The organism is Winogradskyella ouciana (genome assembly GCF_965284585.1).
GTDB lineage: Bacteria > Bacteroidota > Bacteroidia > Flavobacteriales > Flavobacteriaceae > Winogradskyella > Winogradskyella ouciana.
In genome coordinates, this window is sequence record NZ_OZ260095.1 from 3,173,845 (window position 1) to 3,188,630 (window position 14,786).

The window sequence follows — 14,786 nt, forward strand, 5'->3', positions numbered from 1 at the left end:
CCCTGATGCTAAAGAGAATATTCTTAATATTTTCGATTCATCCTTTAGGATCGAGGCAAAAATCTAAAATTTTAAATCATTTTTTACCTGAATTTACATCAAAATGCTCAACGTATAATCCAATTTTCTTAATTCGAATTTGTAAATTCGACGAATGTAAATCAAGACCATTTAAAGATTCCCGTTCCTGCCTGTCGGCAGACAGGTTCACGGGAAATATTATGAATTTTCTAGCCCACATATACCTTTCTGGTGAAAATGAACTCATAACCATCGGCAACTTTGTAGGTGATGGTGTAAGGGGAAACAAGTACAGAAATTATCCAAGGGAAATTCAAATCGGGATTCAATTACACAGGGAAATAGATACATTTACAGACGCGCATCCTATTTTTAGACGAAGTACCAAACGTCTTCACAAAGGCTATAGCCACTATAGCGGAGTCATCGTCGATATTTTTTACGATCACTTTTTAGCAAAAAACTGGAAACAATACTCAGCCGTTCCTTTAGAAGACTACGTCGATCACTTTTATAAAAGTTTGAATGACAACTTAGAGGTACTTCCTCCACGTTTTCAGCGCATGGTTCCAGTAATGATAGAAGGCAATTGGTTGCTGAGCTATGCAACCGTTGATGGTATTCAACTGGTATTAAATGGCATGAATCGCCGAACAAAGGGCGTCTCAAGAATGAATAATGCCACCAAGGAGTTACAAGAGCACTACGAAGATTTTGAAAAAGATTTCACAGAGTTCTTTGCTGAACTTATAGCCTTCAGCACTAAAAAACGCATAGAAATTGAAAAATTACATAACCTATGAAACATTGCTTTATACTTCTAATACTTCTCATCAGTCTTACGAGTTGTAAGAATGAAATCTCACCATCTTCAACAAAAGAGGACAACAGAGGATTAATTACCAAAAACGCCATGGTAGTCACGGCACGTGAAGAAGCCTCCAAAATTGGTATAGATATTCTCAAGCAAGGAGGCAATGCCTTTGATGCCATGTTTGCCACAGAAATGGCGCTCGCTGTAGTGTATCCTTATGCGGGAAACTTGGGTGGTGGCGGATTTATGGTGTATCGTTTAGCAGATGGTGAAACTGGTGCCTTGGATTACAGGGAAAAAGCACCATTGGCAGCTACAAAAACCATGTATCTCGATGACGAAGGAAATATCATAAAAGATAAAAGTACAGTCGGTGTACATGCGGTTGGTGTCCCTGGAACCATTGCTGGTATTTTTGCAGCACACGAAAAGTTCGGTACACTTCCTATTGAAACATTACTGCAACCTGTAATAAGCTTAGCAGAAAACGGTTTTGAAGTGACTGAAAAACAACATCTTAAGCTTCAGGATTATGATAGCGTCATCAAAGCTGTTAATGGCAAAGAGATTCTATTCAATAAAAATGTACTACCGAAAGACACCTTAAAAAATGTGGCCCTTGCCAATACCTTAAAACGAATCGCTAAAAACGGACGTGATGAATTTTATAAAGGAGAAACAGCAAAACAACTCATCAATTATCTTCAAGAAAAAGGTACCATAATGACCCTTGAGGATTTAAAGCGCTATGAAGCCAAATGGCGAGACCCTGTGACGTTTGATTATAAGGACTACAATATCATTTCCATGTCGCCACCATCGAGTGGTGGTTTGTGTTTAGCCCAGATTATGAAAATGATGGAACCCTTCGACTTAAAATCCTATGGACACAATTCCTTAAAAAGCATTCAGGTGATGGTGGAAGCCGAACGCAGAGCCTATGCCGACAGAAGTTACTTTTTGGGAGATCCGGATTTTGTGGATATACCAACGCAAACACTATTAAGCGATGTGTATTTAAACAATCGTATGAAAGACTTCTCTTTTGAACAGCCGACACCATCGGATTCTATTTCGCATGGCGAAATCCTAGGTTACGAAAGTGAAGAAACAACCCACTACTCCATTGTGGATTCCTTTGGAAATGCAGTTTCGGTCACCACAACCCTAAATAGTGGTTACGGCTCAAAACTATATGCAGAAGACCTTGGCTTTTTCCTCAATAATGAAATGGACGATTTCAGTAGCAAACCTGGCGAACCCAATATTTATGGCCTTATCGGTGGTGAAGCCAATAGCATTGCTCCAGAAAAACGTATGCTAAGCGCCATGACACCAACCATTGTTGAAAAAGATGGAGAACTCTTCATGGTATTAGGCACACCAGGTGGCTCAACCATTATCACCTCTGTTTTGCAGGTTATTCTAAACGTCGTAGAATTTGATATGACCATGCAACAAGCAGTTGATGCGCCTCGTTTACACCATCAATGGTTACCAGACAATATCCGCATGGAAGTCGATTTATTTTCAGATGAACTCAAACAACAACTTCAAGCCAAAGGCTACAACATTGATGAGGAAGCTGCGCCAATTACAGCACGTGTTGAAGCCATTCTTGTTTTAGATGATGGCAGCCTAGAAGGTGGTGCAGACTATCGTGGTGATGATACCGCTGTTGGGTTTTAGTTACCATTCAAGGCATCAGTCAAAGCAATTCCATTATGCTAATGTCATCGCGAGGTACGAAGCGATCTCATTATGCAAAAGTCATCGCGAGGTGTCACACTGAGCGCAGTCCAAGTGCACGAAGCGATCTGCCCAAAGTAATCTACCTATTTATAAGATTGCTTCGTCGTTCGTTTCTCACTTCTCGCAATGACACTTCACTTTATGTTTTAACATTGTTTTCTAAAATTCTAGATACGCAAATCGTATATTTATAGCTACTGATATATTCAAACCAAACCAACATATTAAAACCAACTGAAATGCGACAAATTATCATTACTCTAGCATTCTGCTACTCATTATTTACGTTTTCCCAAGGCACACAATTATTAAGACAACCTACACTACATGGGGACGATGTGGTCTTTGTGTATGCCAATGATCTCTGGAAGGCCTCTGTTAACGGAGGTGCTGCCATTAGACTCACCAGCGATGAAGGCTACGAATCCAATCCGCATTTTTCAAGCGATGGTAAAATGATTGCCTTTACCGCTCAGTACGATGGCAATGTAGATGTATTTGTAATACCATCAGAAGGTGGTGAACCCAAACGATTGACCTATCATCCTAGTGGTGACTTTGTGCAAGGGTGGACTCCAGAAGGCAAAGTGCTCTTTCGTTCGAGTAGAGAGGCACAGCCGACCATGACCAATAAATTCTTTACGGTATCTACCAATGGTGGATTACCAGAAGCTCTGGAGATACCGAGAGCAGCTTATGGCGAACTCTCACCAGATGGTAAGCATTTAGCCTATACACCAATAACAGGTTGGGATGCCGAATGGAGAAACTACAGAGGTGGACAAGCCATGCCAATTTGGGTGGTGGATATGGAAACCAAGGAACTCATTAGAACATCGCAGCCCACAGGTGAACGCCATTTAGACCCGGTTTGGTTAGATGGTAAGGTATTTTTTATGTCTGAGCGCGACTATACCATGAACATCTGGTCGTTTGATCCTTCAACCAAAGAAGAAACACAAATCACCTTTCATAAAAAATTCGATGTCAAAAGTTTAGATGCCAGTGCTAATAAGATTGTATATGAGCAAGGAGGTTATCTTCATGTATATGATCCTAGCTCAGGAAATACCAATCAATTGAATATTGATGTTAATGCCGATTTAAACTTCTATCGTACCAAATGGGATAATGTTTCAGCATCCCAGTTATCCAATCCTAACCTTTCACCAAAAGGGAAGCGTGCCATTTTTGAACATAGAGGTGAAATCTTCACTGTTCCAAAAGAACATGGGACCTGGAAAAACATCACCAATTCACCAGGTGTGGCGGACAGAAATCCTATATGGTCACCAAAGGGTGATAAAATCGCTTGGTTTTCTGATAAAGGTGGTGAGTACCAATTGATGTTAGCCGACCAAAATGGTCAGAATACGGAAGCTATAAAGTTACCAAACCCGACCTTCTACTTTCAACCCGATTGGTCACCTGACGGAAAGCACATTGCCTATACAGACACGCATTACAACATTTGGATCGTGAATCTAGACTCAAAAAAGACCACCAAGGTAGATACAGATCGTTATGCACATCCTAACCGTTCCATGAATCCAGTGTGGTCACCAGACAGCAAGTGGATTGCTTATGCCAAACAACAAGAGAGTCACTTTAAGGCCATTTTCGCTTATAATATTGATTCAAAGAAAATCATTCAAATCACAGATCCTATAGCAGATGCCATTTCTCCTGTTTGGGATGCCAACGGTAAGTACCTTTACACCTTGGCAAGTACCAATTATGGTTTACAAAGTGGTTGGTTAGATATGAGTAATTATGATCCTGCTGCTAACCTTACCAGAAGTTTATACGCTGTTGTTTTAAGTGCCAAGGATAAGGCACCTAACCTACCTAAAAGTGATATGGAAGACAGTGCGTCTAAAGATGAAGGAGATGACAAAAAAGATAGAGACAAGGATAAAGACGATGACAAGGACAAATCCAATGGTGTGACGGTCACCATTGATGAAGCAGGAATTTTTGACAGAGCCGTAGCTTTGGACATGCCACCACGAAATTATGTGGCCTTATTAAAGGCACCAAAAAAAGACCGTGTTTGTGGCTGAAGCGATTCCGAATGAAAACGGATTCAAAGTACATACCTATGACCTCAACGAAGGTAAAGCCAAGGATTTTGCAGACGGTGTCACCCAAATGGTAGCGTCAGACGATAGAAATTCAATCCTATTATTTCAAAATAGAAATTGGGTATTGACCAGTGCAGCTGCACCTCCAAAACCTGGAAAGGACAACCTTAAAACCAACATAAAAATTAAGCTAGATCCTAAAGCAGAAGCGCATCAAATCTTTAAGGAAGGCTGGCGCTATATGCGTGATTTCCTTTATGTGGACAATGTACATGGTGCACCTTGGGACGATGTTTACGAGTGGTACTCACCATGGATTGACCATGTGCGCCATAGAACTGACCTTAACTATGTGATTGACATTATGAGTGGTGAGGTTGCAGTTGGGCATTCGTATGTGTCTGGTGGTGATTTTCCAGATGTAGATTTTGTACCTGTTGGTTTATTGGGTGCTGATTTTGAAGTCTCCAAAAATCACTATAAAATCAAGACCATTTATACGGGAGAGCGTTGGAATCCAAATATAAAGGCTCCATTGGCACAACCTGGAATTGATGTCAACCAAGGCGATTACCTTTTGGCCATTAATGGCAAACCCCTAACAGCGGATACTAATCCGTATGAACTTTTAGAGCAAACTGCCGGAAGGGAAATTAATATTACGGTGAACAGTCAACCATCAATGACCAATGCTAGAACCGTTTTAGTAAAACCTGTAAGTAATGAGCGTGGCTTGAGAACTGTGGATTGGGTAGAAGACAATCGCAGAAAGGTAGATGAAATGTCCAACGGTAAACTCGCTTACGTCTATGTGCCTAACACAGGTGGTGGTGGCTTTACCTCGTTCAACAGATATTACTTCTCACAACAAGATAAAAAAGGTGTCGTGATTGACGAACGTAACAATGGTGGTGGTTCTGCGGCAGATTACATGATAGATATTATGTCGCGCGAACTCTTTGGTTATTTTAATAGTAAAGCAGGTGACAAACGCCCTTGGACAACACCTATTGCTGGGATTTGGGGACCAAAAGTGATGATCATTAACGAGCGTGCAGGTTCTGGTGGTGATTTATTGCCGTATATGTTTAAGATGAAAGACCTCGGCCCATTAATCGGTACAAAAACTTGGGGAGGCCTTGTCGGGACTTGGGATACACCGCGTTTTATTGACGGAGGACGTATGGTCGCACCACGTGGAGGCTTTTATGATGTTGATGGCGAATGGGCTGTAGAAGGTGAAGGTGTAGCGCCAGATATTGAAGTGATTCAGCATCCTAAAGAAACCACAAAAGGTAATGACCCACAATTGGAACGTGCCGTACAAGAAGCTTTACGATTATTGAAAAATAATGAGTTTGAACTACAACCAGAGCCAAAAGCTCCTGTACGTTGGAAACGCCCAGAAGGTTATAAATCTGATAATTAATTCAACTGTCATTGCGAGCATTCCGAATATATTCGGAGTCGCGGCGATCTCTTTAATTTAAGCAGATTGCCGCGTCATTCGTTCTTCTTTCCTCGCAATGACTCAAATGTTTTAATGAAAAGTTTCAGAAGTGGTAGTATCTCAAAACAATTAGATGCTGAAATAAATTCAGCATGACAAAGTTTAAAATTTTATGACAAAATACGACATCGTCATCCTCACCGACCAAAAACACGCTAACCCAACCACCATAGACGATTACACTAAAAACGTCCTAACAGAAGATGCACTCATTACCAACACCTTAGGGCAATTAGGCCTGAATGTTATTCGGTTAGCATGGAGCGATCCTGATTTCGATTGGTCGTCAACCAAGGCTGTGCTATTCAGAACGACTTGGGATTATTTTGATGATTTCCCAAAGTTTTCAAAATGGTTGAATGACGTGTCCAAAGTCACCACATTAATCAATTCGGAGGCCTTGATTCGTTGGAATATTGACAAACACTATCTGCAAGACCTCAAGCACAATGGAGTTCATATTGCTGAAACCCTATTTATAGAACAAGGTTCTAATAAGACCTTAAAGGAACTACATACAGACATGAATTGGAAGGACACCGTTATAAAACCCTGTGTGTCTGGTGCGGCAAGGCATACCTATAAATTGAACCCTGAAAACATTGCTGAGCACGAATCGATTTTTGCTGAATTAATAAAAGACGAGGCCATGATGCTACAGCCGTTTCAACATAACATTGTATCTGAAGGAGAAGTGTCCATGATGGTATTCAACGGACAGTTTACCCATGCCGTATTAAAGAAAGCCAAAGCAGGTGATTTTAGGGTTCAGGATGATTTTGGTGGGACAGTACATGACTATACTCCTACTAAAGCTGAAATTCAATTTGCGATAGACACGGTAAAGGCCTGTAAAGAATTACCTTTATATGCTAGAGTGGATATCTTTAATGATAACCATGGCCACATCGCCTTAGCGGAGCTTGAAGTTATTGAGCCTGAACTTTGGTTTAGGAATTATCCTGAAGCTGCGCATGTTTTGGCGGAGGGTATAAAAAGGAAGTTGACAAACTAAATAAAACCGTCATTGCGAACAACTCGTCCACCGAAGCTTCAGCGAAGGTGGAAGTGAAGCAATCTCATAAAGAATAAACAGATTGCCGCGTCAATCGTTCCTCTTTCCTCGCAATGACAGTTCAAATTATGTTATTTTTGTATACTAATTAATAACTTTATTCTTGCCAAAAAAGAACAAACTTAAACGCATACTAAAAATCATAGGAGGTATCATCATCTTCTTCACCCTCCCTTCACTCCTATTCTTCGGGTTTATGTATTTTAAATACAACGAAGACCTACCAACAGGTCAGCAAGGTGCGCAAGCCGATGCCCTTGCCACACAAATGCTAGAAGCCTTAAACGAAGAAGCTTACCACAATACCGATTACCTCGAATGGACCTTTAGAGGAGCTCACCATTACAAATGGTACAAAACCGACAACACCGTAGAAGTATCTTGGGATGCGATAACCGTGATCTTAGATTTAGCCCATCAGGACAACTCCAAGGTATTTGCAGGACAACAAGAATACAACGGTACAGAGAAACACGACTATATTCGCAAGGCAGAAACCTATTTCAATAACGATTCCTTTTGGCTGGTCGCACCCTATAAAGTCTTTGATACAGGTACGGAACGTCGATTGGTAAAAACTGAAGATGGAGAGGATGCACTCTTAGTCACCTACACCTCAGGTGGTAGTACACCAGGTGATTCCTATTTATGGCATTTAGATAAAACCGGTAAACCTAAAAGCTATCAAATGTGGGTAGATATTTTACCCATTGGAGGTTTGGAAGCCACATGGGAGAATTGGATAAAAACAGAAAGTGGTGCGGTATTGCCAACCTTTCACAAGCTGTTATTTTTTAGTTTAGAAATGGGAGAGGTAAAAGGGTTAGATTTGTAACATAACTCATTAATGTACCGTCATTGCGAGCAAAGCGCGGCAATCTCTCTGTCGGTATACAGATCACTTTTTACCAATATTCTATAGCTTTAAAAAAATTGCTTCGCCCTAGTTTGCTTCGTTCCTCACAAAAGGTGATCGCAATAACGTTCAATTATTATTTAGACCGTTGCCCAACAAACTGCTGAGACTTCAACTTAAACAACACATTAAAACTCGTTAAGCTACCATAACTTCTGGTAATATATTGCTGTAGATCAATCTTTTCCTGTTCATTTAAATTACTGGAATTGATTTTCTGTTCCATTACACGGAGACGATCTCGCACCATCGTAATTTTATGAAAGAATTTGTCTATCGGCAATTCACTAGCCTTTAGATTCTCATCACCGGGTTGCATAATCAGCTTACCGCCTTTCCATTTGTCTGCTATGGATATAACTTCAGAGACATCGGACCATTTCTTTAAAATATCCCTAAGGCTCTTTTCTACTTCATAGAAGCTTACGGTATCCACATCATCCTCTGCGGCTTCTATCACTTCAAATTCATCGTCTAATTCTAGAGTTTCTAAGCCTTTGTCTATAAAGGTTACCCAATAATGTTTTGAGGTGACATTGGTCACCACTCCTTTTCCGTGTTCTGCGTGATTGATTCTCGATCCTATACCTAGTAGTTTCATCTTTTCTGTTCTTCCCGCCTTTCATCTATCTTAAAGATAAGTTTCGGCAGATATCTATTTAAATTTAACAATACTTCTGAGGACTAAAATATACAATATCGCTTAAACCGTCCAATTATAATTTTGTTAATTCTTAAGCGTCATAATCTTTTTTTAATTAATTTGAAAACGCTAATTAATCAATCATAATCATGCGTACGCTTATACTTTCATTATTGGTCTCCTTGGTATTTATAAGTTGCCAATCGCAATCCAATCACAACTGCCCTTTTCCTTACACTAATCACCAACCCGAAGATCAGTGTGGTTTTGTAGAGGTGCCACGGAATTGGGATGCAAGTAACTCAGAAACGACAAGACTGGGTTATTTAGTGATTACTTCAAAAAGTGAGCAAAGAAAGGATGATCCGGTAATATTTTTACAAGGAGGTCCTGGCGGTAGCGTTCTCAGTTTAGCTAATATTTATAGTCAGTTGCAATTTGATACTGACCGCGATTTCATTCTTTTCGATCAGCGTGGAGTAGGTTTTTCAGAAGAACTGTGCCCAGGCCTCAACCTTAAACTATTAGAGATTATGGCTGCAGACCTAACTATTAACGACGAAATTTCTCAATTAAAAGCCAGTGTCCTACCCTGTGTTGAACGCATTAAAACCGACGGAAGACAATTCAGTACAACAACCAATGCCAAGGATTTAGAAGCATTAAGACAACATTTGGGCTATAAAACACTGAATCTTTTTGGTGGCTCTTACGGTACACGCTTAGGGCTTAAATATATGGAACTCTACCCTGCCAAAGTAAGATCAGCAGTGCTCTCAGGCTTATTTCCACTAGAACTGCGCATGTATGATGCCTTGTTTTCTAATTTCAACAACTCACTTAATCTGCTGTTTGAACGTTGTACAGCCTCTCCAGATTGCCATTCTAAATATCCTGAATTAAAAGCTACTTTTCTAGCTATGTATTCAGACCTAAAAAACAATCCTATTTCCATTGATGTACAGGGCACGCCTTTCATTATTAATCAGCAAGATGTGTTGCTGTTTATGCACCAAATGCTGTATAGAGATGATACTATTGAACGTATTCCTGAGTTCATAAAGGCGCTTGAGCAACGTGATCTCGACTATATAAGTAGCGTCACCACACTTTTTGTTCCAAGGATTACTCTTATTAATCTTGCTGTGTATTATGCCATAATGACGTCTGATGAAGGCAGGTTTGACAACCAAAGCAAACTTGATGCCGATAGTAAGCATAAGATGTTTGGCGATACGGGACTCAGCTTGTTTTCAGCAGATCCTGAAGTTATATCGTCCTGGCACAGTGTTCCTGTAGCATCAAATACCATGGTTGCAGTTAACTCCGCCATACCTACATTATTGGTAAGTGGAGAATTTGACCCTGTGACACCACCTTCAAATGGCAATACGGTTGCCAAAGGGTTAAAAAACAGTCAGCATGTTAATTTTAAGAATAACGGTCATGTGCCTATTAATAATTGCTTTTTTAATTTGGCCAAAGCATTTTTAGACGCTCCCACTAAACCATTGGATATGGTATGCTCTAAACAAAAAGCAGTCCTCAATTGGGATTAAGATTATCTGAGATTTATAAAAAATGCCCTGATATTTCAGAGCATTTGATTTTAACAATATAAATGAATGGTAAGTAAAAAGTAGCGCTGTTGCTAACGTTATCATATAAAAAATTCTGCTTTAGGATATTCTGTAGCTATTAGAACTAAACCTATGATGCTTTAATGGCACAGTAAATCATATAGCCAATGACAGCTATAAAACCAATAAGCATAATAATACCGCAGATATAATATAGTGTAGGTTTCCAAGCATTTAACTTCTCTACAGATTGCCCTATACGGTAGTCTTTTTTAGAATATTCTATGGAGTTTGTAGTTTTCATAGTTGTTAATGTTAGGATTAATTAGTAATTGAGGTTAAGCTTTTTTTGCAACCTATTGCTCTTGGAAAAGAAACACATCCGAGGATAACTTTAGAACGTACTTTTGATTTGGCTTTTCAATGAGATATGCATAGTTATATTTATCTGCCCAATCCTTAGTCTTAAATTTGTAATAGTCCTTAACCACACCCTTTGCAGGTTTACGATTGGATTGCCACTGTACTAAAGTTCCTTTTCCTATCATGGTGTTCGAATTTAGATTGCATATACATTAGTGCTTCTCAAATTTACAGACTTACTAGTTTGAAAATTAACTCAAATACATCTAGTATTGATGTAATACATAAAAATAGATCGTTTTCTTACATTTTATTGTTTGATTTACTTCTTGTCTTTCTGCTTTCATGATTTGTGATTCCGTACGTGATACGGAACCCAGTGGTTGAAGGTAGGGTCTTATCTTTCAGCCTAGTTTCACCCTCTGATGTTCTTTAAAAGAAAATCGTGGTTCTTACTACCCAACTTTACATTAACGTTTCCTACTCTTAGATTTTACGTCTTTAATCTTTACAAAAATGAGCTTTTTATGACCTTTTGAATCTTCACGTCTTTCAATTTCAAAATCGGAAATAGAATTGATCAAAGGAGTTAATTTCATAAAACCATAGTTTCTAGAATCAAAATTAGGCTGTTTCTTCTGCAACAAACTGCCCACATCTCCTAAAAACGCCCAACCATCATCATCGGCAACATCTTCTATAGTCGATGCAATGAGCCTGATATCTTTTTGGGTGACGCTGTCGTATTTACTTTTGGAAGCCTTAGATTTTTTTGTCGTTTCCAAGGCGCTCTCTTCGGCTTGGTTCTTAAGAATTTCAATATAGATAAACTTATCGCAAGCCACTATAAATGGGCTCGGTGTCTTCTTTTCACCAATCCCGTAGACTTGCATCCCTGCTTCTCGCAAACGGGTTGCCAAACGTGTAAAATCGCTATCACTAGAGACTAGGCAAAAGCCATTGACCTTTTCTGAATACAGAATATCCATAGCATCGATGATCATTGCCGAATCGGTGGCGTTTTTACCAGTGGTATACCCATATTGTTGTATGGGAGTAATGGCATTTTCGAGCAACATGTTTTTCCATTTGGATAAATGGGGCTTGGTCCAATCACCATAAATACGCTTTATGGTTGGGTTGCCGTATTTAGCAATTTCCTCCATCATTTCTTTAACGTATGCTGATGGGATATTATCACCATCTATAAGTACTGCTAGTTTTATTTCCATGGATTGGTAGTCTTTTTATTTTGGTTTAAAGGTAGTGGGTTTATATCGGAAAAGGGATTAAATGTGATATGGTTTTACTGTACGGGATTTTTTTTGTCCTTATTACCCTATGAACCGTCATAGCCCTTTGAACCGTCATCGCGAGGAACGAAGTAATCTCTCTCTTCTTCCCTTTAACCAAAAAAACAATCCCATTCTTGTGTCCGCTATAACTCAAAAGATTCCTTCGTCATTCTTCCTCGGAATGACACTATTATTTATAAGACAGCTTTTTCACCAATGACAGTTCCACCAACACTAACCTGTCCATTAATAAACATGGCCAATAGCCGTTGAAGTAAGGCAGAAAGCTTTCGGTTTATATTTTCAAACGTCATAATGTATCTATTTTAAACCTAGTAAGTTAATTCTTGATTTGACACCTCCTAAACTTCGTCCAAATAACTCACTAAATTCGCGTAAAGTAAACTTCAAATAATATTTTTCTAATATTTTATCTTCTTCGGAAGTCCATGGTTCATAAGCCCTTCTATACTTTTCTCTTGCTTTTAATTTTTGTTCATCATCAACAGGTGAAATTGGTAGTTTATCAACAATGTTTTGTATTTTCTTTTCAATATAGAGCTTAGGAGATTCTATCATTTCTTCACTCACCTTACTTCCACATTCCGGGCAATGTTTATAATGAGTCTCTAGCTTAGATTCGCAACTTGGACAAAGCACAACATTATTAGTAGTTAGATTCTTTTCTGGTTGATCTTGATAGATAAACTCATCTGGGATATCTTGGATAAACTCGGACACAGCACCTTTTTGAGATATTAAATACAGATAATCTTCTGCTCTCGTTAGTGCCACATAAAAGAGTCGCCTTTCCTCTTCTAGCAAGTGATCGTAATCCGTAGGTTTTATAACTTGGTAGATTTTATCTTGTAACCAAGGGTCTGGGAATCCACCTTTATTAGAATGCAATCCTAAAATGAACACCACCTTAGCTTCTAAACCTTTAGCGCTATGGATGGTCTTAAATTGGATTTTATGACCGCTACTCTTTAATGCTTGTTTTAAATCATAAGCCATTGCTGACCTTCTATATAAAACAAGAATATCTTCTGGGTTTACACCTTCTCCAATATGCTTTTCAATTGTTTCCCAAATAAAAGAATTAGACTGTCCATCTTGCTCCTCATAGAAGACTTTAATCTTTTGCCCACCTTTTTTTACAGCTTTAATTTCTTTTGGAATTTGAAATTTATTCTTTCTAATCGCTTCCGTGGATGCACACACTATTGGATCCGTACTTCTATAATTTAAATTGAGGGTTAAAAGTTCTGAATCGTGAAAGTGTTTTTTGAAATTTACGATATACCCAATTTCAGAACCCCTAAAGCCGTAAATACTCTGCCAATCATCACCCACACAAAATAACTGGGTTTCTTTTTTGGTAAGTAGATTAAGCAGTTTTACTTGCAAATTATTGACATCTTGAAACTCATCTACCAAAATATGCTTATATCTAGCCTGATATCTATCTCTAATATTAGGATATTCTTCCAGTAATTGAATACTTTTAGTCAGTAACCCATCAAAATCTAAATAGGATCTATTGACACAATAATCATTAAATGCATCTATAATTGGGATAGCTAACTCATAGAACACCCGAACCCTTTCATAATCACTTTTTGATGCTTCCTCAATAATTTGCTTTATTGGTTTTTCTGAGTTTACTATTTTATTTCTTACCTCATTTACCTCTCTAAAAAAACGTCTAATTTGTTTTCGAAAATTCGCAAATTCTTCATCATAGTGCAAGACTGTTGCTGAGCTTAAGTCATCGCTTATTCTCCCTTTTATTACTCGGTCTAATACTTTATTAAAAATAGCTGAATTATGCGTAGCATCGTCATACGTTTTAATACAGGTATTGCCTGCAATCTTCATTTTACCTTCTTTCCAAAAAGAGGGATGGCTTAAATTACTAATGTGCTCTAAATAGACATTTGCTTGTGGAATAAAAAAATCTGGATGGAAAGCAGAATTACCAACCTTTACCTCGGGTTCATAAACATAGTCTATACTATTACGATATAACCAATCTGCAATATACTGTTCTGACTTTGATCGTACCTTATCCCCTTTTAAACTCGTAAAGTACTTGCCTTCTGGCCTAAATTCTTCTTTTGCTTTGTCATTATGGATAAAGTCAACAAAATAATCTAAAATGTAGCGCTTTAACTTTAAGAGAAAATTCTTGTTTTGCGATAATTGTATCGTGACCTTTTCAATAATTTCGCTAACCGTCTCTTCTGCTGAACTCCCTAAGAACTCACTGCTCGATTTTTGGTCTGCTACTATTTTAAATTTATTATCAAACACATGCACACCATCGGTTTTTATAATTTGATAACAGAGACTATGGATTGTTTTAATAGTTAGTCTATTTAACCATGGAAATTTATTCAGATACTTTTGGCGTTCTATACGTCTATCTTCAAATGTTATGCCTTTAGTCTTAAGGAACTCTTCATAGTAGCCTGTTTTGTCTGCATCTTGAATCATCCTATCAAGCATCTCATTCGCTGCATTTTTGGTAAATGTTACCGCAAGTATATTCTTGGCATTAATGAGTTTATCATCTATTAAGTAATTTATTTTATGAAGCAATGTCTTTGTTTTACCAGAGCCTGCACCTGCTAAAACAAGTAGCCGTTTCCTCTCTGATAAAACAGCCTTGAGTTGCTGCTTATTTAGTGTGGTTAGATCAGTTTTGGTGGTAATGTTTTTCATTGATTG

The 14,786-nt window shown here is 38.5% G+C and carries 10 protein-coding genes and 1 pseudogene; 6 read left to right on the forward strand and 5 right to left on the reverse strand.

Translation table 11 applies throughout. From position 1 onward, the window contains the following. The first annotated feature begins 221 nt into the window (after nucleotides 1–221). The 5 genes and pseudogenes from ACQ65V_RS14145 to ACQ65V_RS14165 all read left to right on the forward strand — a co-directional run bounded on the left by ACQ65V_RS14145 (nucleotide 222) and on the right by ACQ65V_RS14165 (nucleotide 8,091). Nucleotides 222–824 (forward strand): ACP phosphodiesterase, encoded by a 603-nt coding sequence (locus tag ACQ65V_RS14145; protein ID WP_430468421.1) that lies wholly within the window; start codon nucleotides 222–224, stop codon nucleotides 822–824. Further along, nucleotides 821–2,524, forward strand: a complete 1,704-nt coding sequence (gene ggt / locus ACQ65V_RS14150) for a gamma-glutamyltransferase (protein WP_430468422.1) — start codon at nucleotides 821–823, stop codon at nucleotides 2,522–2,524. Before ACQ65V_RS14145 ends, ggt begins: the two co-directional genes overlap by 4 nt. 302 nt (nucleotides 2,525–2,826) lie before the next feature. Beyond that, a pseudogene (locus tag ACQ65V_RS14155) lies at nucleotides 2,827–6,100 on the forward strand (S41 family peptidase). Nucleotides 6,101–6,293: 193 nt separating this feature from the next. After that, nucleotides 6,294–7,196, forward strand: coding sequence for an ATP-grasp domain-containing protein (locus ACQ65V_RS14160; protein ID WP_430468423.1), 903 nt, complete (start codon nucleotides 6,294–6,296; stop codon nucleotides 7,194–7,196). Nucleotides 7,197–7,359: 163 nt separating this feature from the next. Continuing rightward, nucleotides 7,360–8,091: a hypothetical protein gene (locus ACQ65V_RS14165; protein WP_430468424.1), complete on the forward strand. Its 732-nt coding sequence runs from the start codon at nucleotides 7,360–7,362 to the stop codon at nucleotides 8,089–8,091. Between the two features lie 157 nt (nucleotides 8,092–8,248). Here ACQ65V_RS14165 and ACQ65V_RS14170 read toward each other — a convergent pair whose 3' ends face one another. Beyond that, nucleotides 8,249–8,773: a hypothetical protein gene (locus ACQ65V_RS14170; protein ID WP_430468425.1), complete on the reverse strand. Its 525-nt coding sequence runs from the start codon at nucleotides 8,771–8,773 to the stop codon at nucleotides 8,249–8,251. 191 nt (nucleotides 8,774–8,964) lie between these two features. Between ACQ65V_RS14170 and ACQ65V_RS14175 the strand changes: the two genes are divergently transcribed. Further along, nucleotides 8,965–10,374, forward strand: a complete 1,410-nt coding sequence (locus ACQ65V_RS14175) for an alpha/beta fold hydrolase (protein ID WP_430468426.1) — start codon at nucleotides 8,965–8,967, stop codon at nucleotides 10,372–10,374. Nucleotides 10,375–10,525: 151 nt separating this feature from the next. Here ACQ65V_RS14175 and ACQ65V_RS14180 read toward each other — a convergent pair whose 3' ends face one another. The 4 genes from ACQ65V_RS14180 to ACQ65V_RS14195 all read right to left on the reverse strand — a co-directional run bounded on the left by ACQ65V_RS14180 (nucleotide 10,526) and on the right by ACQ65V_RS14195 (nucleotide 14,780). After that, on the reverse strand, nucleotides 10,526–10,699 hold the full coding sequence (locus tag ACQ65V_RS14180) for a hypothetical protein (protein ID WP_430468427.1): 174 nt from the start codon (nucleotides 10,697–10,699) through the stop codon (nucleotides 10,526–10,528). Between the two features lie 52 nt (nucleotides 10,700–10,751). Further along, complete coding sequence (locus ACQ65V_RS14185; protein WP_430468428.1) at nucleotides 10,752–10,943, reverse strand: hypothetical protein; 192 nt, start codon at nucleotides 10,941–10,943, stop codon at nucleotides 10,752–10,754. 285 nt (nucleotides 10,944–11,228) lie between these two features. Then, nucleotides 11,229–11,990: an NYN domain-containing protein gene (locus ACQ65V_RS14190; protein WP_430468429.1), complete on the reverse strand. Its 762-nt coding sequence runs from the start codon at nucleotides 11,988–11,990 to the stop codon at nucleotides 11,229–11,231. Nucleotides 11,991–12,374: 384 nt separating this feature from the next. Then, nucleotides 12,375–14,780: an ATP-dependent helicase gene (locus ACQ65V_RS14195; RefSeq protein ID WP_430468430.1), complete on the reverse strand. Its 2,406-nt coding sequence runs from the start codon at nucleotides 14,778–14,780 to the stop codon at nucleotides 12,375–12,377. Nucleotides 14,781–14,786 lie beyond the last annotated feature (6 nt).